This is a genomic window from Corynebacterium sp. HMSC077G07 (assembly GCF_001809225.1).
Lineage (GTDB): Bacteria > Actinomycetota > Actinomycetes > Mycobacteriales > Mycobacteriaceae > Corynebacterium > Corynebacterium jeikeium_D.
Map to the genome: position 1 here is coordinate 158,918 of NZ_KV796537.1, position 17,379 is coordinate 176,296.

The 17,379-nt window shown below is 59.6% G+C and carries 11 protein-coding genes; 7 read left to right on the plus strand and 4 right to left on the minus strand.

Going from position 1 to position 17,379, the window contains the following annotated elements; translation table 11 throughout:
- The first annotated feature begins 12 nt into the window (after positions 1-12).
- The 3 genes from HMPREF2562_RS07475 to rarD all read left to right on the plus strand — a co-directional run bounded on the left by HMPREF2562_RS07475 (position 13) and on the right by rarD (position 2,739).
- A complete protein-coding gene (locus tag HMPREF2562_RS07475; protein WP_042389388.1) occupies positions 13-924 on the plus strand; it encodes an RluA family pseudouridine synthase in 912 nt (303 codons plus the stop codon).
- Positions 921-1,646, plus strand: coding sequence for a hypothetical protein (locus HMPREF2562_RS07480; RefSeq protein WP_049193997.1), 726 nt, complete (start codon positions 921-923; stop codon positions 1,644-1,646). Before HMPREF2562_RS07475 ends, HMPREF2562_RS07480 begins: the two co-directional genes overlap by 4 nt.
- Before the next feature lie 124 nt (positions 1,647-1,770).
- The gene (gene rarD, locus HMPREF2562_RS07485) at positions 1,771-2,739 is read left to right on the plus strand and encodes an EamA family transporter RarD (RefSeq protein ID WP_049193996.1); all 969 of its coding nucleotides are present in this window, start codon (positions 1,771-1,773) and stop codon (positions 2,737-2,739) included.
- On the opposite strand, the gene HMPREF2562_RS07490 is transcribed toward rarD, so the two are convergent.
- From HMPREF2562_RS07490 to HMPREF2562_RS10960, 3 genes are all read right to left on the minus strand, one after another.
- Positions 2,736-4,163, minus strand: a complete 1,428-nt coding sequence (locus HMPREF2562_RS07490; RefSeq protein WP_048734784.1) for a D-arabinono-1,4-lactone oxidase — start codon at positions 4,161-4,163, stop codon at positions 2,736-2,738. The two genes, rarD and HMPREF2562_RS07490, sit on opposite strands and share 4 nt — an antisense overlap.
- Positions 4,160-5,449, minus strand: coding sequence for an alanine racemase (locus HMPREF2562_RS07495; RefSeq protein ID WP_070549817.1), 1,290 nt, complete (start codon positions 5,447-5,449; stop codon positions 4,160-4,162). Before HMPREF2562_RS07495 ends, HMPREF2562_RS07490 begins: the two co-directional genes overlap by 4 nt.
- A gap of 80 nt (positions 5,450-5,529) precedes the next feature.
- Positions 5,530-5,694: a hypothetical protein gene (locus HMPREF2562_RS10960; protein WP_016422979.1), complete on the minus strand. Its 165-nt coding sequence runs from the start codon at positions 5,692-5,694 to the stop codon at positions 5,530-5,532.
- A 243-nt stretch (positions 5,695-5,937) separates the two neighbouring features.
- Here HMPREF2562_RS10960 and dnaE point away from each other — a divergent pair, with 243 nt between their 5' ends.
- The 3 genes from dnaE to HMPREF2562_RS07510 all read left to right on the plus strand — a co-directional run bounded on the left by dnaE (position 5,938) and on the right by HMPREF2562_RS07510 (position 14,634).
- Entirely contained in the window at positions 5,938-9,495 is a 3,558-nt protein-coding gene (gene dnaE, locus HMPREF2562_RS07500; RefSeq protein ID WP_016422978.1) for a DNA polymerase III subunit alpha, read from the plus strand.
- 56 nt (positions 9,496-9,551) lie between these two features.
- On the plus strand, positions 9,552-10,847 hold the full coding sequence (gene ilvA, locus HMPREF2562_RS07505; RefSeq protein ID WP_016422977.1) for a threonine ammonia-lyase IlvA: 1,296 nt from the start codon (positions 9,552-9,554) through the stop codon (positions 10,845-10,847).
- 106 nt (positions 10,848-10,953) lie between these two features.
- On the plus strand, positions 10,954-14,634 hold the full coding sequence (locus HMPREF2562_RS07510; protein ID WP_016422976.1) for a hypothetical protein: 3,681 nt from the start codon (positions 10,954-10,956) through the stop codon (positions 14,632-14,634).
- Here the strand turns inward: HMPREF2562_RS07510 and treZ are convergent.
- On the minus strand, positions 14,631-16,547 hold the full coding sequence (gene treZ / locus HMPREF2562_RS07515) for a malto-oligosyltrehalose trehalohydrolase (RefSeq protein ID WP_016422975.1): 1,917 nt from the start codon (positions 16,545-16,547) through the stop codon (positions 14,631-14,633). The two genes, HMPREF2562_RS07510 and treZ, sit on opposite strands and share 4 nt — an antisense overlap.
- Positions 16,548-16,676: 129 nt before the next feature.
- Between treZ and HMPREF2562_RS07520 the strand changes: the two genes are divergently transcribed.
- Positions 16,677-17,378: a YigZ family protein gene (locus HMPREF2562_RS07520; RefSeq protein ID WP_016422974.1), complete on the plus strand. Its 702-nt coding sequence runs from the start codon at positions 16,677-16,679 to the stop codon at positions 17,376-17,378.
- Position 17,379 lies beyond the last annotated feature (1 nt).

A 17,379-nucleotide genomic window follows, 5' to 3' on the forward strand; every position in this document is an offset into this window, starting at 1 on the left:
GAAACCCGGCAGATGCCCGTTCCACCGGGCTTGGCTGGTATGCGGGTAGACGCCGGTGTGGCTAAGTTGTTGGGGCTCTCGCGCACAGCGGTGGCTGATTTGGCAGCGGCTGGGGACATCACGGTCGATGGCGTGAGCGTTGGCAAGTCCGACCGATTGGAAGAAAACGCTTTCCTCTCTGTGTTGTTGCCGCCGGTGGAAAAGCCATTGGTTCCCAAAGAGGAACTCGTCGAGGGCATGGACGTGCTCTACCACGACTCCGATTTGGTGGCTGTTCACAAGCCTGTCGGTGTGGCCGCACATCCGTCAGTCGGTTGGGAAGGCCCAACGGTTATCGGCGGACTGGCGGCTGCTGGTTTCCGCATTTCTACCTCCGGTCCGCCCGAGCGAAAAGGCATCGTGCATCGCCTCGATGTTGGCACCTCTGGCGTGATGGTTGTCGCCTGCTCCGAACGGGGCTACTCCGTGCTCAAGCGGGCGTTCAAAAACCGTGAGGTGTCCAAGACCTATCACGCTCTGGTTCAGGGGCATCCGGATCCGCTGTCCGGGACAATTGATGCGCCGATTGGCCGTCATCCGTCGGCGGGTTGGCGCTTTGCCGTCCGCCAGGATGGCAAGCATGCTGTGACGCACTACGAAACGCTTGAGGCCTTCGCCCCAGCAACGCTGCTGAAGGTGAATCTAGAAACTGGGCGTACGCACCAGATTCGCGTGCACTTCTCTGCGCTGAATCACCCATGCTGCGGCGATCCCATGTACGGTTCTGATCCGGCATTGGCCAAGCGGCTGGGGCTCAACCGCCAGTGGCTTCACGCGGTCTCGCTTGGTTTCCACCATCCGGCAGATGGTCGCTGGATGGAAATCGAATGTCCATACCCAGATGATTTGAACCACGCATTGGAAGTTTTGAGGCAGAGCGCATGACGCAGACCCCATCGGGATCCAAGACCCCACCACGCCGTGAAACTCGTGCGAAAAGCACTGGTGACGGCAGTATTTCGCCAGTGATGGCACTAATCTCTGGTTTCTGTGTTGTCGTATTGGTGATTGTGTTAGCAGTCGCTTCGACCTCCGATCGGGTAAGCAAGCCGCAGAACCTCAACGGCGATGCGCTCGGCCCGGACCCGTGGGAAGCAACCGAGCAGTACGTAGAGCGTGCCGACAAGTCCCTCGAGAATATGAAGAAAGAGGACCACCGGCTAAAGACAGGCCAGCCAGTCGTGGAGGACCCGAAGTTCTGGGCGATGGTGACTTTTGATCGGCTGCTTGATGCGCAAGAAGCGGCACAGGTCTATGAAAAAGAGCCCTCTCTGCGAGTATCGACTGCAATCATCGGCGGTGTGAGCACCCGGTATTTGCCGCAGCCGAGTAAAACAGCTAGCGAAGAAAAGCTGCTGCAAGATCAGCTGGAGTTAGCGGCTGCTTACGCGGACGTCGCGATTGACGACGAACGGCTCGGCTTCAACGGTTTACTGGTCTATGGTGACGCTGAATCGTTGATGGATGTCAAGAAAATGCCCGATGTGAAAGCTGTCGAGGCGCTGCCATCAGATGCGGCGCGTGGCCGCTTTGGTATTCGCCCGGTGCTGAGTTCCGGCTTCACGGATAAAGATCCGCTCTTTGCGCCAGGGCTGAGCCAGAACTAAGCGGCCAGAACTAATAGAAACCAGAACTAAGTGTCCTAAATCCAAACGACTAGGATGAAGCGGCTAGAACTCTGCCGCCAGTACGCAGTCAGTTTCAACAAGAACGAAAAGGAGTCAGTCAACAGTGATTCAGGCATTCGGTGCGTACCTTTTGTGGGCGCTGTTTCCGCTCTATTTCCCCTTGCTGGAACCAGCAGGGGCCGTAGAGATTTTGGCGCACCGATTCGTCTGGACCCTTGTCTTTATGGTCATTGCCCTCAGCTTCATGCGCGCATGGCCAGAGCTGAAGGCCGCGAGTGCCAAGACCTGGGGCACTATTTTTATTGCCGCACTGTTGATCTCCGTCAACTGGGGTGTGTACGTCTACCTGGTCAACAATGGGCAGGTGGCGGAGGCCGCGCTCGGCTACTTCATCAACCCGCTGGTCAGCGTTTTGTTGGCGATGATTTTCTTCCGTGAAAGCATCTCGCGGTTGCAGCTCGGCAGTGTCATCCTGGCAACCATTGCGGTCATTGTTCTCACAATTGGTGTGGGACATCCGCCGTTGGGTGCGCTGGCGCTGGCGTTCAGTTTCGGTTTTTATGGACTAATGAAGAAGCGGGTATCGCTTTCCTCCGCAGCTTCGCTGACGGCCGAGTCCGCCGTAATCACACCGATTGCTCTGGCCTACATCCTCTGGTTGACCTACAACGGGCAGAGCACGTTTAGCTCCGAAGGAACAGGCCACACGCTGCTCATGATGAGCGCCGGTGTTGCTACCGCCATTCCGTTGCTGCTCTTCGGCGAAGGTGCCAAACGCCTGCCGCTGGCCACCTTGGGTCTGATGCAGTACCTCACTCCGGTTCTCCAAATCACCCTGGCAGTCACTGTGCTGGGCGAGCAGCTCGAACCGGAGCGCTGGATCGGGTTCTTCATCATCTGGGGTGCCGTCGCGCTGTTCATCTGCGACCTCATCTTGAAGATGCTCCGGCAGCGTCGGGTTCGCCGGGAACTCCGCAAGGCCGGTGTTGAACCGGCCGCGGTTTCCGACGATGCCGCTGACCAGGCGGATGGGGCGGTTACCCGGGACGTCGTAAAGCCGGCAGATAATTAGCAGAAAAGTTCGCGCAGGTGCTCGTTGAGGAAGATTCCCTGCGGGTCGACCTTTTCCCGTAGTGCCTGGACCTCGCCGAACAGCGGATAACGTTCCGCGAAATCCTCCGCGCGAAGCGTGTGCAATTTGCCCCAGTGCGGGCGACCTTCGTGGGCCTTGAAAATCGGCTCGATGAGGTTGAAGTACTCTCGATAATTTTCCTTCCAGTAGCGGTGGATGGCGATGTAGGCACTGTCGCGACCGTACGCAGTGGATAGGGCCACATCATCGGCTTTCGCGGAGCGCACCTCGATGGGGAAGGAGACTTTCATCCTCTTGCGGGCAATCGCGTCGCGGATTTCCCCGAGGACATCGGAAGCGGCCTCGAGCGGGACGGAGTACTCCATCTCGGAAAAACGCACTCGGCGCGGCGAGACAAAGACCTTGTGCGCCTCATTGGAGTAGCTGCGCTCTGGCACGGTGTTGGTGGCAATCCGGTTGATGGTATCGGTCGTAGCGGGAATGGCCTTAGCAATCTCGCAGCACGCCAAGAGTCCCATGTTGTTGACGACTTCGTCGTTAAGATACGTACGCGCGCTGCCCAGGCGCTGCTTCAGGCTATTGCGGCTCGGGCGGCGGTGGCGCTGCGGTTCAATGCGAGTATTGTGCTTGACCAGCGTCTCGCGCTGTCCCGGGAACCAGAAAAACTCCAGGTGGTCAGCTTCTTTGCAGCGCTCGGCGAAACTCTTGCGCAGGGAATCAAACTCTTCGCGGTGCTCGTCGGCGTGCAGATCAAACGCTGGCACGACGGACATCGTGACCTCCGTAAGCACGCCGAAGACACCCAGTCCCAGCCGTCCGAGGCGGTAGAGCTCGCCGTCGATTCCCTCAGCGTCCGGATGGCAGTGCCTGACGACGCCATCCGCGGTGACAATCTTGAATCCTTTCACGGTGCCTGCGAAGCCGGTGAATCCAAGCCCGGTGCCGTGTGTGCCAGTAGAGATAGCACCGGCCAGCGACTGCGGATCGACATCGCCCTGGTTGGGAAGTGCCCAACCGAGCGGGCGCAGAATACCTGGAGTGTCGCGCAGGCGAGTGCCGGCACGCAGCGTGGCGGTCTGGTTGGCGGCGTCGAGTTCGACCAGACCAGAGCAGCGGTCGAGTTGAATGCGGTGCCCATCGGTGGTGGCCACGGAAGTAAAAGAATGACCGGCCCCTAGCGGGCGCACCGTAGTTCCTTCGGTCTTCGCCGCTTTAATTACCGAGATAACGCCCTCATCATCGTGCGGCTGATGAGTGTAGGACGGGGTGCACGATTGCGTGTGCGCCCAATTGCTCCAATGAGAGTTGGCGACGGCTTTTGCCTGCGCACGCCGACGTACGCGTGGTACGCGGGACTCAACTGTAGAGACTGTGAAGCGGGCGTTGTTGCGTGAATTGCTCATGTGAAGATCAATCCCTTTCCTCGGTACGTGGGCCAGTGGGCGATGATGGCGCCATCTCGAACTGCAATGACTTCTTGTGTGTGCTCGGCTATTTCGCCGGCCTTGGCGTGGCGGAACCACACGGGATCTCCCAGCGAAATTGCGTCGGCGGTCTTGCCGAGCAGCGGAGTCTGCACCTCACCTGGTCCTTCCTCTGCCGCGTAGCGCAGGCCAGTGGGGTACCAGGGGGTTGGCAGCCGGTCAGCTCCCGCCGGTCCAGAGGCAATTCGACCACCGCCGGACACCGTGACCACGCTCTTCTTAGGGCGTCGCGTCGCCGGCAACACAAACCAGGACGCCGGGCGCAGATTGAATGCGCGATAGTTATCGAAGAGGGTTGGTGCCAGGAACCCCGCCCCCGCCGCTGCCTCGGTGACTGCGGCCTCGGCGCACGTCGACTCCAGCGACCCCGTGCCACCACCGTTGACAAACTCCAGCGGCCCCGCCACTTTCTCGACTGCAGCGACAACCTTCGCGCGGCGCTTTGCCAATTCCTTCTTTGAGACGGCCTGCATCACTCGAATTGCGCGCGCACGCAGGGAGTTTCCGGCATCGCCCACTCCGGCAATGTGTCCCTCATACATCATGATTCCGGCCAGCTGCAGCTCCGGGTGGGCAATGATCTGCTTGGCAAACGCCGCTGCCTGCTTCGGCGAGAACAGGCTTGAGCGCAGCGTACCGATATGCACGCCGGGGAGGGGGCGAAAGGATGCGTCGACGTCCATGCACACGCGGATTGGCGCATTTTCGCTTGCCGACGACGCCAGCGCCTCCAGATGCTCGGGACGGTCAACCATGACGCAGATGGCGGCACGCGCTGCATCATCGTCGGCAAGCTCTGAGATAGCGCGGGCGTCAAGTGTTGGGTAGGCGACGACGATGTCGTCGCTAATGCCTTCTCGGAATAGGTACAGCGCCTCTGCCAGTGAATATGCCAGCACGCCCTGGAAACCGGGGAAGGCCAGGACGTGCGAAATAAGCTGTGGAATGCGAATCGATTTCGAGGCCACGCGGATAGGCATCCCGTTTGCACGGCGGAGCATATCGCGGGCATTGGCTTCGACCGCCGCGAGGTCGACGACGACTGCAGGAAGGGAAGTGCAGTTAAGCAGCGTGTCGGTAGCTAGTGGCGGGCGGGCTGTCTGGGGCGTCTGTGGCGGCAGCGCTTCAGGCAGGTGAGACATCGATGTCGGAGCCGGGCGGGATGTGTCCGAGGACTCCGGGGCAGAAGCTCGAGAAAGTTTCATGCCCTAAAACGTAATCATTGAAAACCTGTACTGTCTTTGATTTTGAAAAGAAAGTCAGAATTTTCCAGGTCTGCGCCCTTTTAGACCAGCCAGCTGTAGCGGGCGGCATCCATGTTGGAGGTGATGACATCGCCATCGATGAGGTAGCCGGCAGCGACAGGGCGGCGGTCGATGGTTGCAAGAACCTCGTCAAGCTCGGGCTTGGGGAAGTAGGTGAAGTGGCCATCGGAAAGTGGTGCGAACACTGTATTGCTCCTTTGGTTCTTTGCTCGAGGGCGGTGCGTTTCTTTGTGGCCGCGAGGAAATATGAGGACTTCCTCACGAACTGTGATGTCGAGTATTGTCAACTGGTTTTGAAAAGTAAAGGAAAAGTAAGAGTGATGTTGCACACGTCTTTAGCTATAACTGTGCAGGCATAAGGGGCTGCTTCATTTTGGGTGTTCGAAGGAATCTTGTTCAGTCCGGGGGATTGTCTACAATCTGGACTCATGGCTAACTCCTCCTTCGTGCACCTCCACAATCACACCGAGTACTCCATGCTCGACGGTATGGCGAAGATTGATTTGCTTGCCGACGAGGTTGCGCGACAGGGAATGCCTGCGGTCGGTGTCACCGACCATGGCAATATGTTTGGCTCGAATGCGTTCTATCGGCAGATGAAGTCCAAGGGCATCAAGCCAATCATCGGCATTGAGGCATATATGGCGCCGGAGAGCCGTTTTAATAAAAAGCGCATTCAGTGGGGTGAACCGCATCAGCGTCGAGACGACGTCTCGGGTCGCGGTTCCTACTTGCACCAGACCATGTTGGCTGCGAATGCGCAGGGCCTGCGGAACCTGTTCTACCTGTCGTCGATGGCGTCGTATGAGGGACAAATTAGTAAGTACCCGCGTATGGATGCCGAGTTGGTGGCAGAACGCGCCGAGGGCATTATCGCGACCACTGGTTGCCCGTCGGGTGATGTGCAGACGCGTCTGCGCCTGGGGCAGTTCGACGAGGCTCTGCAGGCCGCCGGGATGTGGCAGGACATCTACGGCAAGGAAAACTACTTCCTTGAGCTGATGGATCACGGGCTGGATATTGAGACCCGTGTGCGCAGTGAGCTACTGGAGATTGGCCGGAAGCTGAACCTGCCGCCGCTGGTTACGAATGACTGCCACTATGTCACCCGTGACCAGGCCAAGGCTCACGAGGCCATGCTCTGTGTGCAGACGGGTAAGACGCTCAATGACCCGGACCGTTTTAAGTTCGACGGTGACGGCTACTTTATTAAGTCCGCCGAAGAAATGCGCGCGACCTGGGATCACCTAGTCCCGGGTGCCTGCGATAACACGCTGCTCATCGCAGAGCGCGTTGAGGACTACGACGAGCTGTGGGAGGAGCACCCGCACGATCGCATGCCGAAGGCGGACGTTCCGGAAGGGGAGACGCCGACGACATGGCTGCATCACAACGTGATGGAGGGGCTGCGCAAGCGCTTTGAAGGGCGCGAGGTACCGGAGGAGTACATCCGGCGCGCGGAGTACGAAATTGAGGTGATTGACGGTAAGGGCTACCCGTCGTACTTCCTTATCGTGGCGGAGTTGATCCGCCATGCCCGTGAGGTGGGCATCAAGGTCGGTCCGGGGCGTGGTTCCGCTGCCGGTTCTTTGGTTGCATACGCGACGTGGATTACCAATATCGACCCGATTGAGCACGGTCTTCTCTTCGAGCGATTCCTGAACCCAGAGCGCCCGTCCGCGCCGGATATCGATATCGACTTCGACGACCGCCGCCGCGATGAAATGATTCGCTACGCCGCCGATCGCTGGGGCGAAGACAAGGTGGCGCAGGTGGTCACCTTCGGTACGGTGAAGACCAAGCAGGCTCTGAAGGACTCGGCGCGTGTGCAGTTCGGTCAGCCGGGTTACCAGATTGCAGACCGCATTACTAAGGCGCTGCCACCTGCGATTATGGCTAAGGACATTCCGCTGAGCGGCATCGTCGACCCGGAGCACCCACGCTACGGCGAGGCCGCCGAGGTTCGTCAGCTTATTGAAACCGACCCGGATGTGGCTCGAATTTACGAGACAGCCCGTGGTCTCGAGGGCGTCGTTAGGCAGACCGGCGTGCACGCCTGTGCCGTGGTAATGGCGTCGGTGCCACTCTTGGATCACATCCCGATGTGGAAGCGACAGGCTGACGGCGCGATTATCACTGGCTGGGACTATCCGGCGTGTGAGGCCATCGGTCTGTTGAAGATGGACTTCCTGGGTCTTCGAAACCTGACGGTTATCGGTGACTGTATTGAGCACATCAAGTCCAACCGAGGCGAGACAGTTCTGCTCGATGACCTTCAGACCGATGATCCGAAGGTCTATGAGCTGCTGTCGCGCGGTGACACCCTCGGCGTGTTCCAGCTCGATGGTGGCGGCATGCGTGAGCTGCTCAAACGCATGCAGCCAACGGGCTTCGACGACATCGTGGCATCGCTGGCGCTGTACCGTCCGGGGCCGATGGGTGTGAACGCGCACTTTGACTACGCGGATATTAAGAATGGTCGCAAGCCTTATAACGCCATCCACGCGGAACTGGATGAGCAGCTGAAAGAAATCCTGGAAGAAACACACGGCCTGATCGTGTACCAGGAGCAGATCATGAAGATCTCGCAGAAGCTGGCGAATTACACCGCGGGCCAAGCAGATGGTTTCCGTAAGGCCATGGGTAAGAAGAAGCCCGAGGTGCTGGCCAAGGAGTTCGTGAACTTCGAAGGCGGCATGTTGGAGAATGGTTTCTCCAAGGATGCTGTCCAGAAGCTGTGGGATATTATTCTGCCCTTCGCCTCGTACGCGTTTAACAAGTCTCACGCGGCGGGCTACGGCCTGGTGTCCTACTGGACCGCGTATCTGAAGGCCAACTACACCGCTGAGTACATGGCGGCGCTGTTGACCTCGGTGGCGGATGATAAGAACAAGCTGGCTATTTATCTGTCGGACTGTCGCCACCTTGGCATTAAGGTGCTGCCGCCGGATGTCAATGAGTCGGGTATGGACTTCGAGCCGGTCGGTGAGGATATTCGCTTCGGCCTTGGCGCTATCCGCAACGTCGGCCATGATGTGGTCGCGTCGATTGTGAAGACGCGCGAGGAGAAGGGCAAGTTCACGTCGTTCTCGGACTACCTGGACAAGATTGAGACGCTGCCGTGTAACAAGCGCATCACCGAGTCGCTGATTAAGGCCGGCGCTTTCGACTCGCTGGGGCACCCACGAAAGGGCCTTGCGCTCATTCACGAAGAAGCCATTGACTCGGTGCTGTCGACCAAGAAGGCTGCAGACAAGGGACAGTTCGACCTGTTTGCGGGCTTCGGTGGGGAAGAGGACACCGGATCGGAGAGCATCTTTGAAATCCGTGTGCCGGATGAAAAGTGGGATCGCAAGCACGAGCTGACCCTGGAACGAGAAATGCTGGGCCTCTATGTCTCCGGTCATCCACTCGATGGGTTCGAAGAATCGCTGGCCGCGCAGACCGATACCGCTTTGACCACGGTCGTCGGTGGGGAAGTCGCTAACAACACCGAAATCACTATTGGTGGCATTGTCTCTAGCGTTGACCGTCGCGTGAATAAGAACGGCCAGCCCTGGGCGATTATCGGTATTGAGGACCACAACGGCGCGCGCGTGGAAGTTATGGCTTTTGCGAGAACCTACGCGATGATTGCCACCAGCATTGCTGAAGACGCCATCGTGCTTATTCGTGCCCGCGTTCAGTACCGCGATGACCGCATGAGTGTGGTCTGTGATGACCTGAAGCTGCCGGATCTTGGCCGTAATGGCTCCACTTCGGCGCCGCTGCGTCTGACCATGCGCACTGATCAGTGCACTCCGGAGATGATTGCCAAGCTGAAGTCAGTACTGCTGGACAACCCAGGCGACTCCGACGTTTACCTCAAGCTTGTCGACGGCGATTCCCACACCACTTTGGTTCTCGGCGAGCACTTGCGGGTCGACCGGGACGCCAGCTTGATTGGTGATCTGAAGGCGACGATTGGGGCCAGCATTTTGGGGTAGCTTATCGTGGCCCTGATTGTCGCAACCGGTTGTATGACCGAGTAGAGTCATAGCTCATGAGTGAGAATTCTGTGCCTGCTTCCCAGACCGAACGCCGACTTGTCCACGCGGCCGATATTCAGATTGCGCAGGCACGAATTTCTTCGGTTATTGCGGCCACTCCGCTGCAGTTCAGCCCACGTCTTTCCGAAATCACCGGTGCTAAGGTATTCCTCAAGCGGGAAGACCTCCAGGACGTGCGCTCGTACAAGATTCGCGGTGCCTACAACGCCATGGTTCAGGTCACCGACGAAGAGCGAGCAGCAGGCGTCGTTGCGGCATCTGCAGGAAACCACGCTCAAGGCGTGGCATATGCCTGCCGCCAGCTGGGTATTAAGGGGCGCATCTATGTGCCCAATGCCACGCCGAAGCAGAAGCGCGACCGTATCGCTTACCACGGCCGCGATGCCGTTGAGATTGTCGTTGTCGGGGACTCCTTCGATGAGGCCGCCGCTGCGGCGCGTGCTGACGCACAGCGCACTGGTGCCACCATGGTGGAGCCATTCGACTCCTTCAACACCATTGTCGGACAAGGCACTGTCGCAGCTGAAATTATTGCGCAGCTCTCCGGCCAGGGGTTGACTCTGGATACCATCTGCGCACCGGTCGGTGGCGGTGGTCTGCTCAGCGGTGTCACCTCTTACCTGTCGGATATGTCGCCGAACACCCAGGTCATGGGTGTGGAACCTGCGGGTGCGGCCTGCATGCGCGCAGCCCTGGAGAACAACGGCCCGATTACGCTGGGGCACACCGATCCGTTCGTCGATGGCGCCGCGGTGGCCCGTTTCGGTGACCTGCCATGGCACATCCTGGAGGCCAACCGCAACCGCGTTCATCCGATGATTGCGCCGGAGGGCGCGGTCTGTGAGGCGCAGCTGGATCTCTATCAGAACGAAGGGATCATCGCTGAGCCGGCCGGTGCGCTGTCTGTGGCAGCTCTGGAGCAGATGCAGTTTGAACCGGACGAGGTTGTTGTCTGCATCATCTCGGGCGGTAATAACGACGTGCTGCGCTATGCCGAGATCATGGAGCGCTCGCTGGTCTACCGCGGCCTCAAGCACTACTTCCTGGTCAACTTCCCGCAGAAGCCCGGCCAGCTGCGTATGTTCCTCAGCGATGTTCTCGGCCCGGATGACGACATCTCGCAGTTCGAGTACCTCAAGCGCAACAACCGCGAAACTGGCGCGGCTCTTGTCGGTATTGAGCTACGTCGTGCCTCTGACCTCGAGGAATTGCTGGCACGCATGGATGCCTCGCCGCTGAAGTGCCGCCGACTGGTACCCGGCACACCAGAGTATGACTTTTTGACCTAGACTTGCTGGGTCCAGCTGGGAAACCTCCGAGGAAGTCCTCCCAGCTCCGTTAATTAAATGAATCTTTTCGAGCAAGCTTTGTAGCGAAGGGGAGCGTCCACCCACTATGACTGGGGCAAGCAGTGTCGACCAGGGTGTCCGAGTGGAAAATACCGTGACTGTCGAAATGTGGCTGGCTGCCGCAGAGCAGGACCTGGCCACCCGGATTCCAGGGCTGTTGGAATCTGCCACACAGGCCAAAGTTGAGCCACTGTTTGTCTGGTCAGGGCTGGCGATGGACGAGGTTGAGCGTATCGACCGCTTCCTGGGAACGCTCCTGGCCCATCATCTGGCGGGCGGTACTGCCGCCGATATCGAAGCTGCGAAGAGTGTCGTTGACAATCACCCGCTGGTCACCCTTGCCTCGCTGGTAGGACGCGCCGCGCGTGTTGCGTCGGCAAGCGAAATGTGGCTGGACTGGCCAGCCGCTCTGCAGCTGGATCCAGACGCTGACACTACCGGCGCGCTCATCGAGCACCTCGCCGCCGCAGTGCCGACAATGCTGGCCAACGCTGGTTTGCCTAACGACGTCGACAGCAACCAAGCCGACGCGGATCCGCTGCAGCGGGCAGCGCAGGTGCTTCTGCTGCACGCGGGAGTGCAGCTGTCAGTGATGCCACTGATTATCGAGCGCTGCGAGGAACTTGCCGGGGTAGCGGAGCTATCCGACCCTTCATCAAATGACCTGGTACAGGCGCTTTCGAAGGTTCATCCGCTGCTCGAGGAGCTGCTGACCGAAATCGCAGAGGCGGAAGATGGTGTCTACCCGCTGGCGCTGCGTCAGCTGGCCAGGACGGCACCTCGTCAGGCACACAAGTTGTTTAAGGCAACCCTCGGCTACGCCATTGCCACCGCTGCCGATCCGGCCAACTGGGAGGCCCGGGAAGAACTCGGCCAGCTCGATGCGGGGCTGCCGCCTATTCTGGTGGCCGCTGCGCGTGAAGAGCTGCGTATGCGTCCGGCGGGTACTGCGAATCGTCGTGAAGCGGTGGGCGTGGTGGCAACGACCGGCCGCCCGCAGCTGTACTTCGATGAGCTGACGCAGACCGTTGGCGTACAGCTACCGACGCCGCTGGATCCGGCGGGACGGACCTGGCGTGTCACCTTCGGCGGCACGGTAGCAACGACGCCGGTGGTGGGCCTGCAGGATTCGCTGCCGCGTCCAGTGGTGACCATCGATGAGCCGGTGCGCGATGTGCTGGTGGAAATTGGCGATGAGAAGCACTGGCGAGTCCCTGCGATTAGCACTGAGGACCCAATTCTCATTTTCGGTGCCGACGGTCAGTCAGTCACAGACAAGGTCTCGCTACACTCGACGTCCGCTACGGTGGTCTACCCGGTTGATGCCACACTCGTTGACCCCGTTACGGGTGCTGAGGTGCCATTGCTATCGGACCCGCGCCCATTTAACTGGGAGTTGTGGCAAGTCGCTGAGATCGATCTTCGCGATGTTCATGCAGTTCAGGTTCGTCGGTCTGGGGCGGCTGGCGAGGTTCGCTCGGCATCACCGCAGCGTCAACCGCGAATGACCATGCCCCACGCGCGTCTCGACGGCACGGTGTCTGCCTACGGCACCCCGGTTTACGCCGGTGGTCCGGTCGCTGTGTTCCCGCCGACGCTGTCCGGTAAGGACGAGTCCTGGCGCGCCATCGTCACCGATTTTGGTGGCTATGGTGCGTTTACCACGGATTCCGTCATGGTCTATGACCTCGAGGTGCCCGCCGCGGGTGGCGAGGTTGAGATCCTTACCGATGATGATTACCCGTGGGTCGGCGAGTTCGTGGTTCGCCTGGTCAATCCGCGTGGCCGCAGCTTCCAGAAGCACTTCGCCATTGCGGAGCAGGCAGACCTCACGATCACTTACAGCGGTGGTGGTGACGGATTCCGCATCCCAACCATCGACGGTCTGAGCCCCGCCGACATCCGCGTTGTCTCCGGCGACAAGCCGCTTGACGCCGAGCCCGCTATCGTGCGCCTCGGGGCGGACGAAGTCACAGGTACCGTCGAGCTTTCCACCGACGAGGGCGCATGGCTGCAGTTGCAGGTCACGCCAGGCACGCTGCAGTTTGAGGTTCCGCTTGCCGACGAATCCGTCGCCCGCCGCACCACTACATTGGTCACCCGCCCGAAGCGTGTCGATGCCTTCGGCAAGATTGTCGTCAGTGCCCCGGGCGAGTTGCGCCATGCGCATGTTGCAGTTTCCAGCGGTGAGCGCGACATCTGTCGTGTCCCCATCAAGCGTTTCGGCGATACTGGCTACGCGGAGTTCGGCAAGTTTGCAGACCGTATCTCCCTGCTGAAGGCTCTGCGCATCAGTTTGGACTGGACACGTGTGACGGGACGGAAGCGCCTGTCTGTACCACTGGTGGAGGCTTCCTCCCGCGATGCCATCCGCCAGATTGCCTTCAACGATGAAGCCACTGACATCATCGAGGTTGATGTCGCTGACGACGTTTCGCACTTGCCGATGACCCTGTGGCTCTGGGCCGCCGGTCAGCCGTGGCGCGAACCCGTCGCCCTCGAAGTCGTGGAGGGCGAATGCGAGCTTCCCGACGAGCTCCGCGGCCTCGGCCCATTTGTCGCGCAGGTGACTCTCGGTGTGGAAAAGGAACGCCACCCGCAGTGGCCGGCGGCCGGGTCGACCATTCTGAATCATGTCGATGATGCAGAGGCTATCGACCTCGATGGCGAGGACACCGATCCCGTTGCTCGCGCGCAGGAACTGTGGGGCGAGCTAAATCAGGATCAGCTCGCACGTTTGTGGACACTACTGGCGACCTTGCGGGCTGGTCGTGCAACCGACATGGCGCAGGCGAATCCGCTGCTGGCCGCACCTAGGTTGGGTGCGATCTTGTGTGCCGAACCACGCGCCGGTCTGGCAGCGTTGAACCGTTCAGTCATCGCGCTCGACGATCAGCCGGGTATGTTTATCGCCTCCGGACTCGTGCTGGGAGACTTCAGCGCTACTAAGCCAGTGCCGGGGCGTCGCCGTGTGCCGTGGCTCGGTGCATTGGCAGCATTGGCGGATCTCACTGATGAGAGCGTGGACCGTTCTCGTCAGCTGGACTACCTGCGCACAACTGGTGGCCAGGGACTGCTGGACATTGCTGCCAGCGGCCAGGACACCACCCTGGAGTCCGCTACTATCGACCAGAGCTCGGTGCAGATTACCTCGCTGCCGGAAGCACAGGCCAGCGCTATTCTGTCGCAGGTCTTTGATCCTTACCGCATGGTCCCGGGTCCGCTGACCGACGATGACGCTCGCTTCACCGCAATCTACGAAGTGGTACGCAATCGTGCTGAGATTGTGGAATCCGGTGTCATGACCCAGCTTGCCGCCGCCTCTCGGGTGTTGTTTAAGACGGTATCGAAGGCGTCTCCACGACTGCGCAAGGCGGTCAATGTGCGCTTCCACAAGCTCGACGGCATCGATGCGGATGATCCTTCGCTGCACTGGACTCTGGTGCCGGGAACGTCACTGCTTATTGCAGTGGCTGCCCGCGTATTGGCTCGTACTCAGGCTGAGAACTCTGATGCCAGTGTCGCCGCTGTCCGTGAGCTGATTCCGATGTGGGCTCAGCTGGCGGACCTGGTTCCGACGTTGGTGATGAGCGATATTCTCATCGCAGACGCGTTGGTGGCTCACGTCCTCCACGGTGATGTCACCGAGTTGCCGTGGCCAGCACCCGAGTCGGGTGCGGCGGATGAGGAAGAGTCCGACACCGAGGCTGAAAATCCGGCTGACTAGCTGAGCGAGACGACAGCGTAGCCCCACGCTGGAAGCGAGATTTCGGGACCAGCAGCTTCGTCATTGACGATGCTGGCTGCTGCGTCCTCAAAAGTGTGTAGCAGGTGGGCGGAACCGAACTCGGAATCCAGGCTGACGCTGGTTTCGGCGTCGGAGAAATTCGCAACCAAAGCGACAGTTTCAAAGGCATCCGAGTTTCGGGCACCCATTTCGCGCTCATCCTGGCTGCGCACAACGACGAGGCAACGATTGTCCTCGTCATACTCAGTCACTACAGATGCCGACCACGGAGTGCGAAGCGACGGGTGTGACTTCCGCAGCGCGAAGAGATCGCGGTAGGCCGCCAGAATAGTGGCGTGCGAGCCCTCCGAGACCTCCTGCCAATTGAGCTTCGAGCGGTTAAAGGTCTCTGGATCGGATGGGTCGGATACCTCCTTCGGATCCCACCCGGCACGGGCAAACTCACGTAGGCGTCCCTCGCGCGTGAGCCGCTGCAGCTCCGGATCTTCATGGGAACAGAAGAAAGCAAACGGGGTAGAGGCGCCCCATTCCTCACCTTGGAAAAGCATCGGGGTGAAAGGACTGCAGGCGATAACTGCTGCCTTTAAAACCTGCTGCGCCGGAGTGAGGTTCATCGACGGACGGTCACCGACAGCGCGGTTTCCCGTTTGATCATGTGTGGTCGTGTACGTTACGAAAGCATGCATGGGCTGTACAGACAGGTCGAAGAGACGACCATGAGTGCGACCACGGAACGTCGACATTGTGCCCGTATGCCAGAAGCCAGTTTCCAAAGCACTAGCTAGCGCTTCCACCGACCCAAAGTCTGAGTAGTAGGCGTGGTCCTCGCCAGATACTAGCGTGTGCAGTGCATGGTGGACGTCATCATCCCACTGAGCGTTGAGGCCAAAGCCACCAGCGGCGCGCGGACGGACCAAACGCGGATCATTCTGGTCGGACTCTGCAATCAAAGAACGCGGAATACCAGTCTCGGCTGCGACAGTGTCTGCGACAACCTGCATCTGCTCCAGAATGTGGAATGCGCCCTCGTCATGCAGGGCATGGACTGCGTCCAGACGAAGACCGTCGACGTGGTAATCCACCAGCCATTGGCGCACTGCATCCAAAATATACGCACGCACCTCATCAGAGTTGTCGCCAGTGAGATTGACAACCTCACCCCAACCCGTCGAACCACCAGCGGTGTAGGGACCGAAAAACCCCACATAGTTGCCGTCTGGGCCAAAGTGGTTAAAGACCACATCCAAGATGACAGCCAAACCCTTTCGGTGGCACGTATCAACTAGCTTCTGTAGACCCCGCGGGCCACCGTAGCCCTCGTGCACGCTGTGCCAGGACACACCGTCATAGCCCCAATTGCGGTCACCGCCGAAAGGCTGCACTGGCATCAGCTCAATGTGTGTTACCCCCAGCTCAATCAGGTGGTCTAGATGTTCCACCAAACCTTCGAAATCACCAGAATCGCTGAAGGTGCCCACATGCAGCTCATAAATCAGACCTCCTGGCAGAATCCGGCCCGACCAGGCCGAGTCCTTCCACTTATAGGCACCCAGGTCAACGACCTCGGAGAAACCATGCGGACCATCCGGCTGCGACTGGGAACGCGGATCTGGCAGCGGTATTGTCCAGTCACCGACAGCGGGGGAGGAGCCGTCCCCCGATTCGTCGTCAGGCGCGCCGAATCCCGCATGTGCCCGCAGCGAAAATGCGTAGCGATCCCCCGGTGTGCGAGCCACATCAGCTTCAAACCAACCAGAGTTGGCGCCGTAGTCATCGGTCGCGTCAGCGATGGGATGCATATCAAAAATCGCCGGCGCGTCAGGATTGCCCAACAGCAGACGAACTTCGGAAGCGTACGGGGCCCAGACTCGGTAGTTGCTCATGGGCACCATGGTAGGTCAGTCAGCGGATGGGCACAGGGAAACGTTTTCGAACACCGCGGATTCGAGGGGAGTCAAAGGTGAGGTCGAGAAAAGTACCGAGCGGCGGTGATTGGGTGTGCACTAAGCCCATAGGCAACAATGGACACTATGACCACCGAGCCATCCACTTCGACCGAAGCGACGCAGAATCAGCGTGACATCGAGCTGATTGTCCCCGCCGACGGTGACATCGTCACGAATGAAATCGAGATTAAGAAATCTCGCTTCATTACGTGGATCGCGCGTGCCGACGACGAAGACAGCGCCCGAGAGGTCATCAATTTGGCCAAGGCGGAGTACCCGGATGCTCGCCACCACTGCAGCGCATACATTCATGAGGTCGTCGGAGGGAATCGGGTGGAGCGATCCTCAGATGACGGTGAACCTGGTGGCACGGCAGGGCGCCCGATGCTCGATGTGCTCCAGGGCTCTGGAATGACGAATGTCACCGCCGTAGTGATCCGCTATTTTGGCGGCATCAAATTAGGCACGGGTGGGCTTGTGAGGGCCTATTCGGATTCGGTCTTAGAGTGTCTAGAAAAAGTCACGCGCATGCGACGCGTGCAAAGAGCCTTGAGGGTAGTGAGTGTCTCCGCCGCAGATGCCGGTCGCATCGAAGCGGAATTGCGTGCTCGTGGTTATGAGATCGTGGAAACGCGGTGGGGCCAGAACGTGGAGTTTTCCATCGCGGTGACTGCCGATGGGATTGCCCAGCTTGACGGCGAAATGCAGGCGCTGACTAAGGGAGCTAGCGAGCCGTCTACGGACGGTGGCGAAATCTGGTGGGAGCTGCGCGCTTAAC

What these genes read in the sequence shown, in the direction of transcription:
- HMPREF2562_RS07475 (WP_042389388.1), top strand. Translation starts at nt 13, where the DNA reads ATGCCCGTTCCACCGGGCTTGGCTGGTATGCGGGTAGACGCCGGTGTG.
- HMPREF2562_RS07480 (WP_049193997.1), top strand. Translation starts at nt 921, where the DNA reads ATGACGCAGACCCCATCGGGATCCAAGACCCCACCACGCCGTGAAACT.
- HMPREF2562_RS07490 (WP_048734784.1), bottom strand. Translation starts at nt 4,163, where the DNA reads ATGAGCAATTCACGCAACAACGCCCGCTTCACAGTCTCTACAGTTGAG.
- HMPREF2562_RS07495 (WP_070549817.1), bottom strand. Translation starts at nt 5,449, where the DNA reads ATGAAACTTTCTCGAGCTTCTGCCCCGGAGTCCTCGGACACATCCCGC.
- dnaE (WP_016422978.1), top strand. Translation starts at nt 5,938, where the DNA reads ATGGCTAACTCCTCCTTCGTGCACCTCCACAATCACACCGAGTACTCC.
- ilvA (WP_016422977.1), top strand. Translation starts at nt 9,552, where the DNA reads ATGAGTGAGAATTCTGTGCCTGCTTCCCAGACCGAACGCCGACTTGTC.
- HMPREF2562_RS07510 (WP_016422976.1), top strand. Translation starts at nt 10,954, where the DNA reads ATGACTGGGGCAAGCAGTGTCGACCAGGGTGTCCGAGTGGAAAATACC.
- treZ (WP_016422975.1), bottom strand. Translation starts at nt 16,547, where the DNA reads ATGGTGCCCATGAGCAACTACCGAGTCTGGGCCCCGTACGCTTCCGAA.
- HMPREF2562_RS07520 (WP_016422974.1), top strand. Translation starts at nt 16,677, where the DNA reads ATGGACACTATGACCACCGAGCCATCCACTTCGACCGAAGCGACGCAG.